Raw genomic sequence first — 18,167 nt, forward strand, 5'->3', positions numbered from 1 at the left:
CTAATTCCCAACTCAAAGAATATGTCTGCCATTCGCACCCGCACGCTCGAAGAATATTACACCGATTACCGGCAATCTGTTGAAGACCCCGATGCCTTCTGGGCCGCGGCGGCCGAGCCGTTTACCTGGCGCAAAAAGTGGGATTCCGTGCGTGGCGGTGAGTTTTCGCCGGCCGGCACCAGCACCTGGTATGCCGGGGCCACGCTCAACCTCACCGAGAACTGCCTCGACCGCCACCTGGCGCAGCGCGCCAACAAGCTGGCCATCATCTTCGAGCCCAACGACCCCAAAACCCGCCACCTGCGCCTGACCTACCGCGAACTGCACGAGCAGGTGTGCCAGTTTGCCAATGTGCTGAAGAAAAATGGGGTGCAGAAGGGTGACCGCGTGGTGCTCTACCTGCCCATGATACCCGCGCTGGCCATTGCCGTGCTGGCTTGCGCCCGCATTGGGGCGGTACACGGAGTGATATTTGCCGGCTTCTCGGCCACGGCCATTGCCGACCGCGTCAACGATGCCGAGGCGGCCTTCGTGCTTACTGCCGATGGCCTGAACCGGGGCGCCAAGCAGATTCCCGTCAAGAGTGTGGTCGACGAGGCGCTGCAAAGCTGCCCCTCGGTGCGGCGGGTTATTGTGGTGGAGCATACCGGCTGGCCCGTGCAGTGGCAGCAAGGGCGCGACGTATGGTACCACGACGAGGTAAAAGAGGTTGAAAAGGAGTGCCCCGCTGAAGTGATGGCGGCCGAAGACCCGCTGTTTATTCTCTACACCAGCGGCAGCACCGGCAAGCCCAAGGGCGTGGTGCACACCCAGGCCGGCTACATGGTGTGGGCTGATTATACCTTCCGCAACGTATTTCAGGTCGAAGAGAACGACGTGTACTGGTGTACGGCTGATATTGGCTGGGTAACGGGCCATACCTATGGCTTGTACGGGCCGCTGCTGGCCGGCAGCACCACCCTGCTGTTCGAGGGCGTGCCCACCTTTCCCTCGCCGGGCCGCTTCTGGGAAGTGATTGATAAGCACCACGTCACCATTTTTTATACCGCGCCCACGGCCATCCGCTCGCTCATGGCCGCACCCCTCGACCACGTACTGGCTTACTCGCTTAGCAGCCTGCGCATTCTGGGCTCGGTGGGCGAGCCCATAAATGAGGAGGCCTGGCACTGGTACTACCAGCACGTAGGCAAAGGCCGCTGTCCCATCGTGGATACCTGGTGGCAGACCGAAACCGGCGGCATTATGATTTCGGCGCTGGCTGGCATCACGCCCAGCGTGCCCGCCCGCGCTGGCTTGCCGCTGCCCGGCGTGCAACCCGTTTTGTTAAATCAGGAGGGTACCGAGATAGCAGGCAACAACCAGGAAGGCTACCTGGCCATCAAGGCGAGCTGGCCAGGCGTGATTCGCACTACCTGGGGCGACCACGAGCGCGCCCGTCAGACGTATTTTCAGCCTTATCCGGGCTATTACTTCACCGGCGACGGCGCCCGGCGCGACGAAAACGGCCTCTACCGCATCATCGGCCGCGTCGACGACGTGATAAACGTGAGCGGCCACCGCTTCGGCACCGCTGAAATCGAAAATGCTATCAACGAAAGCGAGTTTGTGGTGGAGAGCGCCGTAGTGGGCTACCCGCACGACGTAAAAGGCCAGGGCATCTACGCCTACGTTATTTGCCAGCACGGCGTGCCCACCACCGACCTCGACATTCAACGTGCCGAGGCCAGTATTATCGAAGCAGTTGTGGCGCAGATAGGCCGTATCGCCAGGCCCGATAAAATTCAGCTGGTAAGCGGCTTACCCAAAACCCGCTCGGGTAAAATCATGCGCCGCATTCTGCGCAAGGTAGCCGAAGGCGAAACCTCGAATCTGGGCGATACAACCACGCTGCTCGACCCGCTGGTAGTAGATGAGATAGTGGCTGGGCGGAAGTAAACTACCCGATGTGAAATAGAAGCTGTTTAGGAAGTCAAAAAACAATACAGGTTGTCAGGCTTCGACAAGCGGACGCCAGATGCGCCTGACGCTCAGGAAGGCTTTTGACTGACTTCCTAAACAGCTTCGCAATCAGAATATTCGATGCGAAACAATTACCCAAAACGAGTAGTGCAGGCATCGTTTTAGGGCGATTGCCGCGCTGCGCTCGCAATGACAAAGGATTTGGCGTCGGGCCTAATTAAAACGTTCCCGCTGGCAGCACTGTGCCGCGCACTTCGCCAAGGCCGATGCGCAGGCCCTCGAGCTCGGCATAGCCGCGCAGGATAACCGTATCACCATCGCGCAAAAAGCCAAGCTGCAAGCCGCCCGGCAGGGCCAGCGGCTGGGTGCCGCGCTGCGTCAGCTCCAGCAGCGAGCCCAACGAGCCGGGCGTGGGGCCGCTGATAGTGCCGGACGCATAGATATCGCCGGCCTCCACCGGGCAGCCGTTGCTGGCCTGGTGGGTGAGCTGCTGCGCTATGCTCCAATACAAGTACTTCATATTGGTGTGGCTGATGACGAACGGGGCTTCAGCAGAGCCCGCTGGCTGGAGCAGCACTTCGAGCTGAATGTCGAAATGCTGCTCGCCCACGCCTTGCAGGTAGGGCAGGGGCAGGGGCTCCTGCGCCGGGCCCGCTACCCGAAAGGGCGCCAGCGCATCGAGCGTGACCACCCAGGGCGACACGCTGCTGGCGAAATTTTTGCCCAAAAACGGCCCCAGCGGCTGGTATTCCCAGCTCTGAATATCGCGGGCGCTCCAGTCGTTAAACAAAACCAGCCCAAATATATTATTTTCTGAATATTCAATCGGTAGTGTATCACCCAGGTTTGTGCCCTGCCCCACGATGAAAGCCGTTTCCAGCTCAAAGTCGAGCTGCTGAGTGGGGCCAAAAACCGGGGCATCCTGGCCCGGCACGCGGTACTGCCCCTGCGGCCGCCGAATGTTGGTGCCGCTTGCCACGATAGAGTTGGCGCGGCCGTGGTAAGCGATGGGCAGGTGCCGCCAGTTGGGCAGCAGCGGGTTATCGGGCCGAAACATCTTGCCCACGTTGGTGGCGTGCTCCAGGCTCGAATAAAAGTCGACGTAGCTGGTCGGCTTTACTGGGCGCAGCATGGCTACGTCGCGCTGGCGGCGCAGGCAGTCGCGAATGGCCTCTTCGTCGTCGCGCAGGGCAGGGTTGTCGTGGCGAAGCAGCTCGCTTACGCGCTCGCGCACGGCTTGCCACACCGGCCGGCCCAGCCGCAAAAAAGCGTTGAGCGAGCGCCGCCGAAACACCTTGGGCAGCGCTTTGCCCAACGCGGGTATATCATTGGCAATGGTTTCGAAATAGCCGCGCTGGGCGCAAGCGTACAAATCGAGGGCATAGCCCCGATAGCCACCGCCACGCGCGGCCCCCATTCGGGCGTTTCCATCACCCCAAAAGGCAGATTCTGAATCGGAAAGTCATCACCCGGCCGAATATCAATCCAGGAGCGCAGGCTGGGGTCATTGGCAGGCAAAGCGGGCATAGCGGGGAAGGCAGGTGGAAGTAGCTGGCAAATAACAAAAAAAACGTTTGGCGCGCCGAGCTTACAAAGACCAGTGCCGCGGCCAGACTACTCGTTCGGGCCAGTCGGGTGCTTGGTAATGTCAGCGCGCCAAACGATTACAAACGTTCGGGCAGCAGCTAGCGGGCTTCCACGGCCGTAATTTCGGGCACGGCGCGCCGCACGGTGTCTTCGAGGCCGGCGCGGGTCATCGGCGACATGGGGCAGGCCCCGCAGGAGCCTTCCCACTCCAGCTGCAGTACGCCGGCCTCCGTAATACCGGCCACGCGCACGTTGCCACCGTCGGTGGCCAGATAAGGCCGCAGCGTATCCAGAGCTTGCTCAACGCGGGACAGAACAGATTCCATTTCAGTTAGCAGTTAACAAGTAAGCAGTGAGCAGCTTTGCAGGCAGCCGATAGTAAACACTCAACCGTCAATAGACCGTCGATTGTTCACTGCTTTCTACTACCTGTTCATTGTGACAACAGTGGTTTTAGGCACTACGTTGTTGCGGATGCTTACCTGCCGGGCCAGGCTCTCGGCCAGGTCGCGGAAGGTGCCGGCTTCCGGCGAATTCACATCGGCCAGCACGGCCGGCCGGCCGGCATCGCCGGCTTCGCGCACCGCCTGAATCAGCGGCAGCTGGCCCAGCAGCGGCACCTCGTGCTTGTCGGCCAGGCGCTGCCCGCCGCCCTGTCCAAAAATGTAGTATTTGTTGTCGGGCAGCTCGGCGGGCGTAAACCACGCCATGTTTTCGATAATGCCCAGCACCGGCACGTTGATTTGCGGCTGGCGGAACATCTGCAAGCCCTTTTGGGCATCCATGAGCGCCACGGGCTGCGGCGTGGTTACGATGATAGCGCCGGTCACGGGCACAGTTTGCACCAGGGTAAGGTGAATATCGGACGTGCCGGGTGGCAAATCGAGCAGCAGGTAATCCAGCTCGCCCCAGTCGACCTCCGTAATAAACTGCTTCAGGGCCGACGAGGCCATAGGGCCGCGCCACACAATGGCGTTTTCGCTCGGGGCCAGGAAGCCGATGCTCATCAGCTTCACGCCATATTTGACGATAGGCTGAATCAGGTTCTTCCCGTTTTCGCCCTGAAACACGTGCGGCCGGGCATCTTCGACCCCAAACATGGTGGGCATGCTCGGCCCCGAGATGTCGGCGTCGACCAGGCCTACTTTGGCGCCCATTGCCGCGAGCGCTACGGCCAGGTTAGCGGCCACGGTGCTTTTGCCCACGCCGCCCTTGCCCGAAGCTACGGCGATGATATTCTTCACGCCGGGCAGAATGGTGTTGTTGTTGCGCATGGTCGTCACGCGCGAGGTCATCATGATAACTACCTCAGCGTCTTTGTCTACCATGGTGTGCACGGCCCGCTCGCAGGCATCGTGGATGAGCTGCTTGAGCGGACAGGCGGGCGTGGTGAGCACCACGGTGAACGACACCACGCGCCCCTCGACGCGGATGTCTTCTACCATATTGAGCGTAATCAAATCCTGGCCCAGGTCAGGCTCTTCCACGAAGCTCAGGGCGTGGCGGACGGCTTCTATCGTTATCTCGGGCATATGCAGTTGCGTCGCAGGGGACGTAGCTGCAAAGATAACCCGGCGAGGCGGGTAGGGGTTTCAATCATGCCTCGTACCTATGAAGATGGGAAGCCGCGACCAGATTTAGCACCGTTTTGCCGAGGCCCATAAAGGCGGTCACCCGAAATTAGTAACTGTTTTTGGGGCGCTTATGCCTGCATATCGTGTCTTATCTCGGCTACTACCTCGGTCAGCAGCAGGCTTATTTTTTCGACCAGCGGCTGTAGGGTATCGGCCTGAAAGGGCCCGGCCCACTTGTCCAGCGCCAGTACGGGCGGCACGAGGTGCAGTGCCCGCAGGTGCACCAGGCTGGGGTGCAGGGTGTGGGCAGTCGTTTTCAGTAGGGTTATATCTTCGTCCAGCATCCCTTGGTTCAGGCTTTGCACGGCCTCCTCGCAGCTCTCGGCAAAGGTCTTCAGCATAAAGGCAACAAACTCGAGGTCGTCCTGCCCGATTTCCAGCAGCTCATCTACCGCGTAGCGCTTGCCTCCAACTGGTGCCCCATCAGGTGCAACGCTTGGGGCTGGCTCGGCTGCTGCCGAATTGGGCTGCGGCTGCTGCAATACCCACTCACTCACCATTTTGAGAAGTTCTTCTTCTTTAAATGGCTTGGCCAGGTAGCCATCCATACCAGCGGCCAGGCATTTCTCGCGCTCACCCTTGATGGCGTTAGCCGTGAGGGCCACAATGGGGGTGCTCAGGCCCAACTGCAGGCGTAGCAGGGCCGTTGCCGCGTAGCCGTCCATCACAGGCATCTGGATGTCCATCAATACGAGGTCGAAAACCTGCTCCTGGGCCAGCTCTACGGCTTCGGCGCCGTGTTCGGCCTCGGTGACGTGCATGTGCGCGTGGCTAAGAAACGTTTTGGCAATCTGCCTATTAAAGCGGTTATCTTCTACCAGCAGTACCCGCTTATTGCGCAAATCCTTGCGAATGGGGCTGTCGGGCGGCAGCACATCGGTAGGCGTGAGGTCTTGTGCAGTGCCTACTGGCAGGCGCAGGGTAAACTGCATCTGAGTGCCCTTATTCTTTTCACTTTCCAGCTCTATGTCGCTGCCCATCAGCTGCAACAGGTTGCGGCTGATACTCAGTCCCAGGCCCGTACCCCCAAACTTGCGCGTCACGGAAGTGTCTTCCTGGCTAAACTCGTTGAAGATATGCTTGACAAACACCGGCTCGATGCCGATGCCGGTGTCCTTCACCCGAAACACCGTTTGCCCCGGCTCGTCGGTGGTGCCGCTCACATACTCGCAGGCAATACTCACCCCGCCTCTTTCCGTAAACTTAATGGCATTGCCCGCCAGATTCAGCAGCACCTGGCGAATGCGGTAAGGATCGCCGAGCAGCACGGTAGGCACAGCAGGCGCCACCGAGGTTTGCAGGCACAAGCCTTTCTCGACGGCCTTGTAATGCAGGGTTTGCTGAATTTCGGCCAGCAGCTGGACCGGCTCAAAGCCTACCTGCTCGAGTACCATCTTGCCCGCCTCCAGCTTCGACAGGTCCAGAATGTCGTTGATAATGACCAGTAAATGCTCGGCCGAGGTCGTGATGGCGTGCCGGTAGCTGTCCTGCTCCGGGTTGAGCGGGGTTTTGGCCAGCAGCTGCCCCATACCCAGAATGGCGTTCATCGGGGTCCGAATCTCGTGGCTCATGTTGGCCATAAAAAGCTCCCGGGCTCGCACCGCCGACTCGGCCGCCAGCTTGGCATGGCGCAGCTGCTGCTCGGTCACTACCCGGTCGGTGATGTCGAGGCCATAGGCCACAATGACGTTTAGCGTGCCGTCGGGGTTAAACACGGGTTGCAGGCAGCGGTATTGGTGGCGCGTGCCGGTAGGACGCACAAAAGTCTCCTCGAACGTGACGAGCCGCCGCTCTTCTGCTGCCTGGCGCATGCGAGCGTGGCGGCCTTCCGCCAGGGCCATCGGGTGGTTGTACCGGGCACAGTACTCGAAGTTGTCTTTGCCGATAACCCACTCCCGGGTCTCTGGATTTTTAATGCCCGCAGCGTTCACGTACAAGTAGCGAAACTCGGCGTCGAACACCCCGATGTCGCAGGGCAACTGGTCGAATATGAACTCGTAAAATTCGCGCTGCTCGCTCAGCTTATGCTCAGCCTCGCGGCGGGCAGTGATGTCGAGGCCAGTGCCCACCATCATGCGCAGCGCGCCATCGGGCCCAAAAACCGGGACAAACTGTCGTCTTAGCTGGCGCTGCCCCTTCGGCGAGGGTAGGGATTCTTCCCACATTACGCTCGTACGCGACTCTACAGCCTGCCGGAAGAGAAGCTGCCGCTGGGCGGCTAGCTCTGGTGGCCGTTGGCGGTAGGCACAATACTCCACATCGTTCTTGCCGATAATCCACTTGCGTAGCTCAGGGTCGCTAAAGCACAGCTGATTTACAAACAAGTAGCGGTGGTCGGCGTCGAATACGGCTATCTCTACTTTAAGATGGTTGAAGATTTCGTAGTAGGTAGCATTCTGCTCGCTAAGTCGCTGCTCGGCCTGATGCAGCGCTTCCTGGGTTTTGGCCAAGGCTTGTTGCAGGGCTGCTATCTGCTCTTCGGTAGAGACTGATTGACTCAATGGACTAACCGCCTGTGCTGCAAATATCGTGGTATTGTAGAAGTCCACCATTCAAAATATAGTTGCCAATCAGTTCGTAATCAACAAATATACGCTGCACGGCTATTATAAATTTATAAGAAAAATATTGATTCTACTTGGCTAAATGCTAGATTAAATTGTATTTAAACAAGTAATGAGTTCTTCTTAGCTTCGAGTTCGGAGTCTACGCCGGCCCTGCGCAGCCCCGGTCCGGTCCGCGCGAGTCGAGCAGCCCCGCCGGTACCTCCAGCTCGCCCGAGTGAAAGCCAATCAGCCCGTTGCGCTCGTCTTCGATGTTGGTAGCCTGGGTGTACACGTCGCCCGCAATGGGCCGCTTGCGCAGCTCTTCTTTGAAAGCCCGAATGCTGTTGGTGCGGGCCTCCGCGTCGGCCGGTCCGCCGTAGTCCGAAAAGCCAAAGCCGCCCCACTCACTTACCAGCAGCGGAACCTGGCGGCGGTAGAAGAACGGGTCGCCGACCACCAGCGGAAAAGCGGCCGTGCCCACCAGCTCGCCGTTGATAAGGCGGTCGAGCAGCTCGCGCCAGCGGCCCAGGTCGGGGGTGTAGAGGTGGGCCGTGAGCAGGTCCGACTTCAGGCGGCCGGTATAGGAAATGTGGTGCCAGCCATCGTTATCAACTACCAGAAACTGCGGGTGGGCAATTTGCATGTAGTGGTAGGTTTCGGTGATGTACTGCCGGGTTTCGGGATTGGTGGCAATGTCCTGGCAGCCCCAGTCTTCGTTATACAGGCTCCAGATGATGATACTGGGATGGGTTTCTATCAGGGTGAGCATGCGCAGCAGCTCGGCGTGGTGGTTCTGGCGGCTGCGCGGGGTAGAGCTATGGGGCGAGGGCACTTCTACCCACAATAGCAAGCCCAACTCATCGGCCAGGTTATATATCCGGGGGTCGATGCCGGCAATGTGGACCCGCACCAGGTTGCAGCCCAGGGCTTTCATGGCGTGCATGTGGCGCTGCATCTCGGCAAAGGTGGCCGTGCCGGGCTGGTACAGAATGCCATCGAGGTACACCGGCTCGTTGTTGAGGTACACCTTGCGGCCGCGGGCCTCAATCTTACGTAGCCCGAAGCGAGCCTCAATCTGGGCCGAGTAGCCGGTCTGGTCGATAAGCTGGGCCACCAGGCGGTAGCGATGCGGGTTCTCGGGGCACCATACCTCGGCAGTGGGTACTTCCACTACGAGGCGCTGCTCGTGCTGGCCCTCGGCCAGGTCCATGGCAAAATCGGAGCTGGCCAGCGGCGCTTCGCCGGGCGCAGCGTCGGGCTCGAACACCTGCAGGCGCACGGTGTACGGCCCGGCATCGTGAATCCGCAGGCTCAGGTTGAAGCGCACCAGCTTGTCTTCCACCACGCTTACCACGCCCACCCGCGAGCGCAGGCGGTTGCGCTCAACCGACTCGAGCCATACCGAGCGCACCGCCCCGGTATAGGTCTGGTACCAGATGCCCCCGCGCTTATAGACGTGCGACTCCTGCTTGCCGCGGGTTGTTTCGGCATCCATCGTATCGGCAATGCGCACCGTGAGGCGGTTTACGAGGTGCAGTAAGTCTTCGGGCAGCTCGTAGGTAAAGGAAGTGTACTCGCCGTAGTGCACCTCTTCGCCCTCAATAGTGCGCAGCAGGTGCCCGTTCAGCCACACCCGCGTTTCGTAGCCACAGGCCCCGAAGGTGAGCTGAATAAGCGAGCGCGGACGGTCCTCGGCCACTTCGGGCAGCGGAAACTCGCGCTCGTACCAGGCTACAACTTTATCCTGCCAGCCGGCCGGGTTGTCGGAGGCGTGGGCCTGGGCAATGTGGGCCTCAATGGAGCCCGGCCACTGCGCGGTAAAGGTGTAGTCATAGCCCTGGGCCCACTCTTCGGTGAGGCCAATATCGGCCGAGTCGAGGGCAAAGCGCCAGGTGCCATCGAGCAGAAAGTGCGTGCCGGGCCGCAGCACCGCCCGCGGCAGCGAGTTATCGGTTTCGGCGGTAGGGTTGGCTTCGGGGGCGCCGAGAGCCCATAGTTGGCGGGGGTGAATTCGTCCATACGCAGGCATAACGGCCGGGGGCAGCTAATCGGGGTGTCGGCCGGGGCAAAGGTGAGGTAAAAACTATACGCAGTACACCAGGTAAAAGGGTGTACCTGCCAAGGTAAAAAAGTTGATTAACGGGGCATCGCCTACCTTTACTTCGTGCCCACGTCCAGTAGCTCCGCCTTAGCTTTTCCCGAGTACGACGTTGCCATTGTGGGGGCCGGGCCCGCCGGAGCCGCGTGCGCGCTGGCGTTGCGCGGCTTCGGCCTGCGGGTGGCGCTGCTGGATAAAGCCACTTTTCCGCGCGATAAAATCTGCGGCGATGCTATTCCGGGCCACGCGCTCAAGGCCCTGGGCCAGCTCGACCCGGCCTACGTGGCTGCCCTGTGGCAGCTTGCGCCCCGCGACGAGGTGCGCCGCAGCCGGCTGGTGGCGCCCGGTGGCCATAGCTTTTACCTGCACTGGAAGCTGCGAACCTTTAACAGCCCCCGGCTGCACTTCGATGCAGCGCTGCTACAGCTGGTGCGGCAGCATACCGATGCGGTGGTGCTCGAAAACGCGACGCTGAAAGAACTGAGTATACTGCCCGACTACGCCCGCCTACAGCTGGCCGGCGGGGCCGACATCACGTGCCGGGTGGTGATAGGCTGCGACGGTGCTAACTCGGCCGTAGGCCGCCGGCTGCTGCCCGAGCCTCGCCTGGCCCGCGCTCACCACAGCGCCGGCGTGCGCGCCTACTTTGAAAATGTGGCCGACACCGAGGCCGGCACTACCGAGTTTTTCTTCAGCCGCAGCCACCTGGCGGGCTACCTCTGGCTGTTTCCGGTGGGCGAGGGGCGCTGCAACGTGGGCCTGGGCATGCTGTCTGAGCTGGTTTCGAGGCATAAAATTGACCTTAAAAAGCTGCTGCTGGAAAACCTGGCCACCCACCCGGCCCTGGCCGGCCGCTTCCGGGCGGCGCGGCAGCTGGGGCCGATACGCGGGTTTGGGCTGCCTATGGGGGCGGGCGGCAGCGCCCGGCTAGCGGGGCGCGCTTTATGCTGTGCGGCGACGCGGCCTCGCTTATCGACCCCCTGCAGGGCCACGGCATCGACCTGGCCATTCGCAGCGGCATCCTGGCGGCTACCCAGGCGGCGGCCTGCGTAGCCCAAAACGACTTTAGCGCTGCCTTCATGCACCAGTACGACGAGCAGCTGCAACGCCAGCTCGGGCCCCAGCTGGCCCACAGCTACCGGCTGATGCGCTTACTGGGCACCCGGCCCTGGCTCATGAACCTGGGCACGCGCCTGGCCCGGCTACCTGGCATCAGTGCTTGGGTAAAGCGACTGCTGGCTTAGGTGCTAATGCGTAAGGGCGCGAGTACTGGCGTGCCTGGCTTTAGCGGGCGCTACTACACGCGCTTTGGGTGCAACTTGCGGACCTATGCGTCGCTTTCTCCTGTTTCTGCTTTGTGCCTTGCTGGGGCTGCTGGCAGTTCTGCTCGTTAATACCCTGCGCCTGCCCAACCACCAGCTTGCCCCCGTGCCGGCCGCTCCGGCCGTGGCCGTATCGCCCGATTCGGCGGTGGCTCACCTGGCCGGCGCGCTGCGGTTTGCTACCGTGTCGCGCACATTATATAGCGAAACCGATACATTGCCCTTCGGCCAGCTGCAGGCTTATTTGCGGCGCACGTTTCCGTTGGTGCATCAGCAGCTGAAGCTGCAAAAAGTCAACCGCTACGGCCTGCTCTACGAATGGCCCGGCACCGACCCGACTCTGAAGCCGCTGCTGCTGCTGGCGCACCAGGACGTAGTGCCCGTGCTGCCCGGTACAGACAGCCAGTGGACGCGCCCGCCTTTTGCCGGGCAGCAGGCCGGCGGCTACCTCTACGGCCGCGGTGCTCTCGATGACAAGCTCAACGTCGTGGGCCAGCTCGAAGCGGTGGAGGCGCTCCTGCGGGCCGGCTTCCGGCCCCGGCGCACGGTGCTGCTGGCTTTCGGCCACGATGAGGAAACCCAGGGCCGGCGCGGAGCCGCCGCCCTGGCCGCCGTGCTGCAAAAGCAGCATCCACAGCTCGAGCTGGTGCTTGACGAAGGCGGCCTCGTGAAAGCCGACGGCGTGGCCGGCCTCACCCGGCCGGTGGCGCTGGTGGGCGTGAGCGAGAAGGGCTACCTCAGCCTGGAGCTGTCGGCCACCGGCCAGGGCGGGCACTCGTCGATGCCGCCGGCCCTCACCAGCGTGGGCCGGGTGGCGGCGGCCGTGGCCCGGCTCGAAGCCCAGCCCTTTCCGGCTCGCCTCGATGGCGGCGTTAGCGGCCTACTGGACTACCTGGCTTCGGCCGTACCCTTCGGCAAGCGGCTGGTATTTGCCAATCAGTGGCTGTTTGGGTCGCTGATAAAAAACTCGCTGGCCGCGACACCTTCCGGCAACGCGGCGTTGCGCACCACCACGGCGCCTACTATATTCAGAGGCGGCGATAAAGACAACGTGCTGCCCATCGGGCCACAGCCACCGTCAACTTTCGCCTGCTGCCCGGCGACTCGGTCGGCGCGGTTATTCGCCGCGTGAAGGAGCTTATCAGCGACCCCGAAATCAAGGTAAGTGCGCTGGGCGAGGGGCGCGCCGCTTCGCCTGTGTCGGGCACCGACAATGCCGCCTTTCAAACGCTGCACCGCACTATCAAAAGCGTGTTTCCGCAGGCGCTGGTGGCCCCGTACGTGGTGGTTGGGGCTACCGATGCCCGCGCCTACGCCGCGCTTTGCCCGCAGGCTACCTACCGCTTCATGCCCGTATTAATGGACCAGGCTGCCATCGAAAGCCTGCACGGCACCAACGAGCGCCTGCGCCCGGCCGCTTACCAGCAGGTAGTCCGGTTTTACGCCGCACTCATTCGTAATATTTAATAAATAATATATTAAACCAAGCTCTCATCTGGCCAGGAGTCGGCGTAGGTCGGACAGCCTGTTGCTGTGGGCTACGCTGGCTTTTTCATCAAACATCCGTCGGCTTTGGGTTGTCCTACCGGCTCTATCACCCTCAAAAACCATGTCTTTTACTTCCACTCAACCCACCGACCTGCTGTATGATGCCGCTCGCCGGGGCGATGTAGCGCAGCTCAGGCAGCTGCTGCAAGAGCCGCAGGTTGCCATCAACGCCCAGAATGGCAAAGGCCATTCGGCTCTTATTCTGGCCACTTACGACGACCATCTCGAAGCAGCCAAAGTGCTGCTGGACGCCGGCGCCGATATCAACCTGCAGGATGCCAGCGGCAACTCGGCCCTAATGGGCGTGGCCTTCAAGGGCTACGCCGACATCGCCCGCCTGCTCATTGAGCACGGGGCCGACCTCAACCTCACCAACGGCAACGGCGGTACGGCCCTCATGTTTGCCACGCTTTTTGGGCGAAATGAGCTGGTAAAGATTTTGCTCGAAGCCGGGGCCGATGCCTCCCGCAAAGACGTGCGCGGCCTCACCGCCCTGCACCTCGCCGGCCAGCAAGGCAACGAAGTAGCCTGGAAGCTGCTCGGCGGCGAAGAGCAGGAAGGCTAAGACCAATGAAATATTAAATAAATACTATGTTATTTAATAGGGAACAGTAGCTCAGTCAGCTGCCAGCTAAAATTCTCGTCGCGTGGGCTTTGCGAGGCCGCGCGTGGAAAGAGCCAACCCTTCCCACGCGCGGCCTCGCAAAGCCCACGCGACACTGCTTTACCAGCCGCGCTAAATCTGCCGTAGCAGCCCGCCATCGGCGCGCACCGAAGCACCCGAAGTAGCTGCCGCCAGCGGACTCACCAGGTAAGCCGCCGTGCTGGCAATCTCATCTACCGTGATAAAGCGCTGAAGCAGCGACGAGGGCCGGGCATCGCGGAAAAACTCGTGCTCAGCCTCTTCGCGGGTTTTTCCCGTGCCAGCCATCTTCTTCAGAAACTCCTCCACTCCCTCCGAGGCCGTGGGCCGGGCAGCAGTGAGTTCACCGTTACCTGAGTCCCTTTGGTAAGCTCGGCCAGGCCGCGCGCCACGGCCAGCTGGGCGGTTTTGGTCATGCCGTAGTGTATCATCTCGCTCGGCGTCTGGATGGCCGACTCGCTCGAAATGAACAAGATGCGCCCCAGCCCTGCTTGAGCATCAGCGGGAAGTACTGCCGCGCCAGCCGCACCCCGCTCAGCACGTTCACCTCAAAAAAGCGCAGCCACTCGGCATCGGTGATTTCGACAAACGGCCGGGGCTCAAAAATGCCGATGTTGTTGATGAGAATATCCACCGTAGGTACCTGCCGGAGGAGGTTCTCTACTTCGTCGGCTTTCTCAAAATCGACGGCCACGCCGCTGACCGTGGCGCCCGGCGTGCGGCTCAGAATGGCCTGTTTGGCCTCGGCAATGCGTGCAGCGGTGCGGCCGGTGAGGATAACGGCCGCGCCTTCGGCCGCCAGACGCTGGGCAATGGCCAGCCCAATGCCGCCCGTCGAGCCCGTGATGAGGGCAGTTTTATTGGTGAGTTGAAGGTCCATGAGTTAGTCAGTCAGGAAATAATACTTTGACTCTAAACGAGCTAAAGTCTGGTTTTGAGGGCAGGCTACAAAGGGTACACCTGGCAATTGCTAAGCCCAACCGTAGCAACTCTTGAGGAGCAGGGGCGTAGGAAAAGCCTCGCCAAAAGGCTTTCATCCGGCCTGGACTATATATCTAGCGCCTGTTCAGTATGTCATCTTTTGAAAAAACTATCTTATGAGCAACAGACTGCAAGGAAAAGTAGCTATTGTGACCGGTGGCGGCACCGGTATTGGCGAGGCCATCAGCAAGAAATTTGCGAAGGAAGGTGCCGCCGTGGTAGTGGCCGGCCTGCCCGAAGACCCGGTGCAGAAGGTGGCCGACGAAATTGTGAAAGCCGGCGGCCGCGCCGTAGCTTTTGAAGGCGACTTAGGCAAATACGCCACCGCCCAGGGCTGCGTAAAGCTGGCCGTGCAGGAGTTTGGTAAGCTGGATATTCTCATCAACAACGCCGGCGTATTCGTGGAAACGAACTACCTGACCGACTACTCCGAAGAGGCCTTTGACTACATGCTGTGGCACAACAACCGCACGGTGTTTATGATGTCGAAGGCCGCCCTGCCCGAGCTGCAAAAGACGCACGGCAACATCGTGACGGCCGGCTCGGAAGCCGGGGTGCTGGGCATTCCTCAAAATGCGGCCTACGGCGGCACCAAGGCCTTTAACATTGCCTTCACCAAGGGCCTCGCTGCCGAGCAGGCTGAGTTTGGAGTTCGCTGCAACATCGTGGGTCCTGGCCCTATCGATACGGCCTGGACCCACAAGGAAACCGGCCCGATGGACAGCAAAATGGAGAAAACCAACAAACAGGCCGTCCTCACCGGCCGCCGCGGCACAGCGGAAGAAGTGGCCAACGTGTACCTGTTCCTGGCCTCCGACGAAGCCTCGTACGTAACGGGCGCTCTCTACATGGTCGATGGTGGTATTACCATTGCCAAAGGCCCGGCCGGCGACCAGGCCAGCAGTTTCTTTAAAAAAGAGCCTGCCAACGACCTCAACCTGGAGCATACCATGGAAGGACACACCAAAATCCGCGACTAACCCCATTGCAATTTGCCCGCTGGGCGGCTGGTAAGGCCCTATTCCCTCATGCACGGGAGTAGGGCTTTCCTACGCTGGCGCGAGTTACGGCTGCGCCTAAACTCGCGTCAGTATAGGGGGTAAAAAAGCCTGCCAAGTAGGAAAGGTCTTGTTGACTATATACTTAACTCATAAGTTGCAAATTAAAATTAAATGTCCCCTGAGTTAAATGTAAAAGTTGCCGTTGAATCTTGAGTAGTCGAGTTTTTGCTGATATTAGTCGCAGTAGGGATATGCACGGAACGTACTACTTTGCCATTGGCTAGCAATGCAACACGCAATATCGTTTTTGTAGTTAATTTTGGGTGGTTTGCTAAATGATTAGTAGACAACCGAACAGTAAAAGTCATTTGTTCATTTAATCCGATATTAGTAGTGTCTAAGCGCTGAGATATGCTTTTTTCCCCAAGTGGGAACAGATAGTAAATACTATCCGTATTTTTGAAAAACATAAACTGAGCTGGGTCACCAAACATTAGAAACTTTTGTTTGCCCTTTGAAAATATTTCTGACTTTAAATTAGCTAGTCCAGTTCCGGAAATTCTAATTTGAAAGTGAGGCTTTGGCTTCTCATTTCTCTGAGAATTACAAGCACTTAAACCCAATAGGAAACTACTCGCAATAATTACTGAATTATACATGCTTTGATTGCATAATTAATTACGCCCCCAGCTTACCCAAAATCTCTAGCGCAGCCTTGGCTATCACCGTGCCCGGCCCATATATCCCGGCCACGCCCGCGTCGTAGAGCTGCTGGTAATCCTGCGGCGGGATGACGCCGCCGGCGATGACGAGGATATCGTGGCGGCCCTCGCCGGCCAGCTCCCGGATGAGCTGGGGCAGCAGCGTGTTGTGGCCGGCGGCCAGGCTGCTCACGCCCACCACGTGCACATCGTTGTCTACGGCTTGGCGGGCTACTTCGGCGGGAGTTTGGAAGAGGGGCGCCAGGTCTACGTCGAAGCCTACGTCGGCGAAGGAGGTGGCGATGATTTTGGCGCCGCGGTCGTGGCCGTCCTGGCCCATTTTGGCCACCAGCATACGGGGGCGGCGGCCCTCGCGGGCGGCGAAGTCTTCGGCCGCCTGGCGGGCCTGGGCAAAGTCGGCGTTGTCGGTCATGCCTTGCTGGTAGATGCCCTGCACGGTGCGGGTGGTGGCCTGGTGGCGGCCCCAGGCTGCTTCGAGCGCGTCGGAGATTTCGCCGAGGGTGGCGCGGGCGCGGGCGGCAGTCACGGCCAGAGCGAGTAAGTTTTGAGTTGTTTCGGGAGTTTCGCTTGCTACCGCAGGGGCACTTTTTGCAGCTTGCGTGAGGGCCGCCAGCGCCGCCTGCACAGCGTCGTTATCGCGCTCGGCGCGGATTTTTTGCAGTCGTGCTACCTGGCTTTCGCGCACCGCGTCGTTGTCGATTTGCAGCACATCGATGGGCGCCTCGCCTTCGGGCGCCGGGTATTTGTTCACGCCCACAATCACTTCCTGGCCGGTGTCGATGCGCGACTGCTTGCGGGCGGCGGCTTCCTCGATGCGGAGCTTGGGCAGGCCGGTTTCGATGGCGGCGGCCATGCCGCCGAGGGCTTCCACCTCCTCCATCAGCGCCCAGGCCTGGTTGGCGAGGTCGGCGGTGAGGCTTTCCACGTAGTACGAGCCGCCCCAGGGGTCCACTACTTTGGTGATGTCGGTTTCGTGCTGCAGGTAGAGCTGGGTGTTGCGGGCGATGCGGGCCGAGAAATCGGTGGGCAAAGCCAGGGCCTCGTCCAGGGCATTGGTGTGCAGGCTCTGGGTGCCGCCGAGCGCGGCGGCCATCGCCTCCACAGTAGTGCGGGCCACGTTATTAAACGGGTCCTGGGCCGTGAGGGAGTAGCCCGAGGTCTGGCAGTGGGTGCGCAGGGCCAGGCTTTTCTCGCTCTTGGAGTCGAACTGCTTGAGGAGTTTGGCCCAGAGCAGGCGGCCGGCGCGCAGCTTGGCAATTTCCAGAAAATGGTTCATGCCGATGCCCCAGAAAAAGGAGAGGCGCGGCGCAAAATCGTCAATCTTCAGCCCCGCCGCCAGGCCGGCGCGCACGTACTGCAAGCCGTCGGCCAGGGTATAGGCCAGCTCCAGCTCGGCGGTGGCGCCGGCTTCGTGCATGTGATAACCGGATATACTAATGCTATTGAATTTCGGCATGTGCGCCGCCGTGTAGGCGAAGATGTCGGCAATGAGCCGCATGCTCGGCGCGGGCGGGTAGATGTAGGTGTTGCGCACCATAAACTCCTTCAGAATATCATTCTGAATGGTGCCCGTTAGCTTCTCGGCCGGTACGCCCTGCTCCTCGGCCGCCACGATGAAGAAGGCCAGCACCGGCAGCACGGCCCCGTTCATGGTCATGCTCACCGACATTTCGCCCAGCGGAATCTGGTCGAACAGGATTTTCATATCCTCCACCGAGTCGATGGCCACGCCGGCCTTGCCCACGTCGCCCACCACGCGGGGGTGGTCCGAGTCGTAGCCCCGGTGCGTAGCCAGGTCAAAGGCCACGCTCAGGCCCTTTTGCCCGCCGGCCAGGTTGCGCCGGTAAAAGGCGTTAGACTCTTCGGCCGTGGAGAAACCCGCGTACTGGCGCACGGTCCAGGGCGAGCGCACGTACATGCTGGCGTAGGGCCCGCGCAGGAAGGGCGCAATGCCCGCCCCGAAGCCCAGGTGCGGCAGGTGGGCGGCGTCGGCGGCAGTGTACACGGCCGGGCCAGCATTAGGATAGTCGGCGGGCTTGGCTGGCGCAGGCAGGCTGGCGGCATCGTAGGGAATAGTGGAAAAGTCGGGGCGCATGTTAAATATAGGTTATCCGAAAAGATTCAGC

15 protein-coding genes and 1 pseudogene are annotated in these 18,167 nt (G+C 60.6%); 7 read left to right on the forward strand and 9 right to left on the reverse strand.

Translation table 11 applies throughout. The features are described 5' to 3' along the window. The first annotated feature begins 21 nt into the window (after positions 1–21). Positions 22–1,935: an acetate--CoA ligase gene (gene acs / locus GKZ67_RS06695; RefSeq protein WP_173241661.1), complete on the forward strand. Its 1,914-nt coding sequence runs from the start codon at positions 22–24 to the stop codon at positions 1,933–1,935. Between the two features lie 241 nt (positions 1,936–2,176). On the opposite strand, the gene fahA is transcribed toward acs, so the two are convergent. The 5 genes from fahA to GKZ67_RS06720 form a co-directional block, all read right to left on the reverse strand. Then, positions 2,177–3,376 (reverse strand): fumarylacetoacetase, encoded by a 1,200-nt coding sequence (gene fahA, locus GKZ67_RS06700; RefSeq protein WP_317172257.1) that lies wholly within the window; start codon positions 3,374–3,376, stop codon positions 2,177–2,179. A 268-nt stretch (positions 3,377–3,644) separates the two neighbouring features. Continuing rightward, a complete protein-coding gene (locus GKZ67_RS06705; RefSeq protein WP_151088381.1) occupies positions 3,645–3,872 on the reverse strand; it encodes a NifU family protein in 228 nt (75 codons plus the stop codon). A 99-nt stretch (positions 3,873–3,971) separates the two neighbouring features. Then, complete coding sequence (locus GKZ67_RS06710) at positions 3,972–5,078, reverse strand: Mrp/NBP35 family ATP-binding protein (RefSeq protein WP_173241662.1); 1,107 nt, start codon at positions 5,076–5,078, stop codon at positions 3,972–3,974. A gap of 170 nt (positions 5,079–5,248) precedes the next feature. Then, positions 5,249–7,732 carry a response regulator gene (locus GKZ67_RS06715; RefSeq protein WP_173241663.1) on the reverse strand — a complete coding sequence of 828 codons (2,484 nt, stop codon included), beginning with the start codon at positions 7,730–7,732 and terminating at the stop codon, positions 5,249–5,251. Positions 7,733–7,886: 154 nt separating this feature from the next. Next, complete coding sequence (locus GKZ67_RS06720) at positions 7,887–9,755, reverse strand: sugar-binding domain-containing protein (RefSeq protein ID WP_173241664.1); 1,869 nt, start codon at positions 9,753–9,755, stop codon at positions 7,887–7,889. A gap of 135 nt (positions 9,756–9,890) precedes the next feature. Between GKZ67_RS06720 and GKZ67_RS06725 the strand changes: the two genes are divergently transcribed. The 5 genes from GKZ67_RS06725 to GKZ67_RS06740 all read left to right on the forward strand — a co-directional run bounded on the left by GKZ67_RS06725 (position 9,891) and on the right by GKZ67_RS06740 (position 13,259). Next, positions 9,891–10,877, forward strand: a complete 987-nt coding sequence (locus GKZ67_RS06725; protein WP_173241665.1) for an NAD(P)/FAD-dependent oxidoreductase — start codon at positions 9,891–9,893, stop codon at positions 10,875–10,877. Next, positions 10,769–11,068: an NAD(P)/FAD-dependent oxidoreductase gene (locus GKZ67_RS06730; protein WP_173241666.1), complete on the forward strand. Its 300-nt coding sequence runs from the start codon at positions 10,769–10,771 to the stop codon at positions 11,066–11,068. Before GKZ67_RS06725 ends, GKZ67_RS06730 begins: the two co-directional genes overlap by 109 nt. Positions 11,069–11,153: 85 nt before the next feature. Continuing rightward, a complete protein-coding gene (locus tag GKZ67_RS06735; RefSeq protein WP_254245103.1) occupies positions 11,154–12,278 on the forward strand; it encodes a M20/M25/M40 family metallo-hydrolase in 1,125 nt (374 codons plus the stop codon). Continuing rightward, complete coding sequence (locus GKZ67_RS23150; protein WP_254245104.1) at positions 12,275–12,613, forward strand: M20/M25/M40 family metallo-hydrolase; 339 nt, start codon at positions 12,275–12,277, stop codon at positions 12,611–12,613. Before GKZ67_RS06735 ends, GKZ67_RS23150 begins: the two co-directional genes overlap by 4 nt. A 142-nt stretch (positions 12,614–12,755) precedes the next feature. Next, complete coding sequence (locus GKZ67_RS06740; protein WP_173241667.1) at positions 12,756–13,259, forward strand: ankyrin repeat domain-containing protein; 504 nt, start codon at positions 12,756–12,758, stop codon at positions 13,257–13,259. Between the two features lie 171 nt (positions 13,260–13,430). On the opposite strand, the gene GKZ67_RS22495 is transcribed toward GKZ67_RS06740, so the two are convergent. Together GKZ67_RS22495 and GKZ67_RS22505 are read right to left on the reverse strand one after the other, a co-directional pair. Continuing rightward, a complete protein-coding gene (locus GKZ67_RS22495) occupies positions 13,431–13,646 on the reverse strand; it encodes an SDR family oxidoreductase (RefSeq protein WP_217278703.1) in 216 nt (71 codons plus the stop codon). Further along, a pseudogene (locus tag GKZ67_RS22505) lies at positions 13,631–14,217 on the reverse strand (SDR family NAD(P)-dependent oxidoreductase). The gene GKZ67_RS22495 and the pseudogene GKZ67_RS22505 overlap by 16 nt, the downstream one beginning before the upstream one ends. A 217-nt stretch (positions 14,218–14,434) precedes the next feature. Between GKZ67_RS22505 and GKZ67_RS06750 the strand changes: the two are divergent. Next, on the forward strand, positions 14,435–15,298 hold the full coding sequence (locus GKZ67_RS06750) for an SDR family NAD(P)-dependent oxidoreductase (RefSeq protein WP_173241668.1): 864 nt from the start codon (positions 14,435–14,437) through the stop codon (positions 15,296–15,298). Positions 15,299–15,486: 188 nt separating this feature from the next. Here GKZ67_RS06750 and GKZ67_RS06755 read toward each other — a convergent pair whose 3' ends face one another. Together GKZ67_RS06755 and scpA are read right to left on the reverse strand one after the other, a co-directional pair. After that, the gene (locus GKZ67_RS06755) at positions 15,487–15,978 is read right to left on the reverse strand and encodes a hypothetical protein (RefSeq protein WP_173241669.1); all 492 of its coding nucleotides are present in this window, start codon (positions 15,976–15,978) and stop codon (positions 15,487–15,489) included. 19 nt (positions 15,979–15,997) lie between these two features. After that, positions 15,998–18,136, reverse strand: coding sequence for a methylmalonyl-CoA mutase (gene scpA, locus GKZ67_RS06760; protein ID WP_173241670.1), 2,139 nt, complete (start codon positions 18,134–18,136; stop codon positions 15,998–16,000). Positions 18,137–18,167 lie beyond the last annotated feature (31 nt).

The sequence above is a fragment of the Hymenobacter sp. BRD67 genome (assembly GCF_013256425.1).
In the GTDB taxonomy this organism is placed as follows: Bacteria; Bacteroidota; Bacteroidia; order Cytophagales; family Hymenobacteraceae; genus Hymenobacter.

Coding starts and splice junctions, on each gene's coding strand:
- acs (WP_173241661.1), top strand. CDS start 22: ATGTCTGCCATTCGCACCCGCACGCTCGAAGAATATTACACCGATTAC.
- fahA (WP_317172257.1), bottom strand. CDS start 3,376: ATGGGGGCCGCGCGTGGCGGTGGCTATCGGGGCTATGCCCTCGATTTG.
- GKZ67_RS06705 (WP_151088381.1), bottom strand. CDS start 3,872: ATGGAATCTGTTCTGTCCCGCGTTGAGCAAGCTCTGGATACGCTGCGG.
- GKZ67_RS06710 (WP_173241662.1), bottom strand. CDS start 5,078: ATGCCCGAGATAACGATAGAAGCCGTCCGCCACGCCCTGAGCTTCGTG.
- GKZ67_RS06715 (WP_173241663.1), bottom strand. CDS start 7,732: ATGGTGGACTTCTACAATACCACGATATTTGCAGCACAGGCGGTTAGT.
- GKZ67_RS06720 (WP_173241664.1), bottom strand. CDS start 9,755: ATGCCTGCGTATGGACGAATTCACCCCCGCCAACTATGGGCTCTCGGC.
- GKZ67_RS06730 (WP_173241666.1), top strand. CDS start 10,769: ATGCTGTGCGGCGACGCGGCCTCGCTTATCGACCCCCTGCAGGGCCAC.
- GKZ67_RS06735 (WP_254245103.1), top strand. CDS start 11,154: ATGCGTCGCTTTCTCCTGTTTCTGCTTTGTGCCTTGCTGGGGCTGCTG.
- GKZ67_RS06740 (WP_173241667.1), top strand. CDS start 12,756: ATGTCTTTTACTTCCACTCAACCCACCGACCTGCTGTATGATGCCGCT.
- GKZ67_RS06750 (WP_173241668.1), top strand. CDS start 14,435: ATGAGCAACAGACTGCAAGGAAAAGTAGCTATTGTGACCGGTGGCGGC.
- GKZ67_RS06755 (WP_173241669.1), bottom strand. CDS start 15,978: ATGTATAATTCAGTAATTATTGCGAGTAGTTTCCTATTGGGTTTAAGT.
- scpA (WP_173241670.1), bottom strand. CDS start 18,136: ATGCGCCCCGACTTTTCCACTATTCCCTACGATGCCGCCAGCCTGCCT.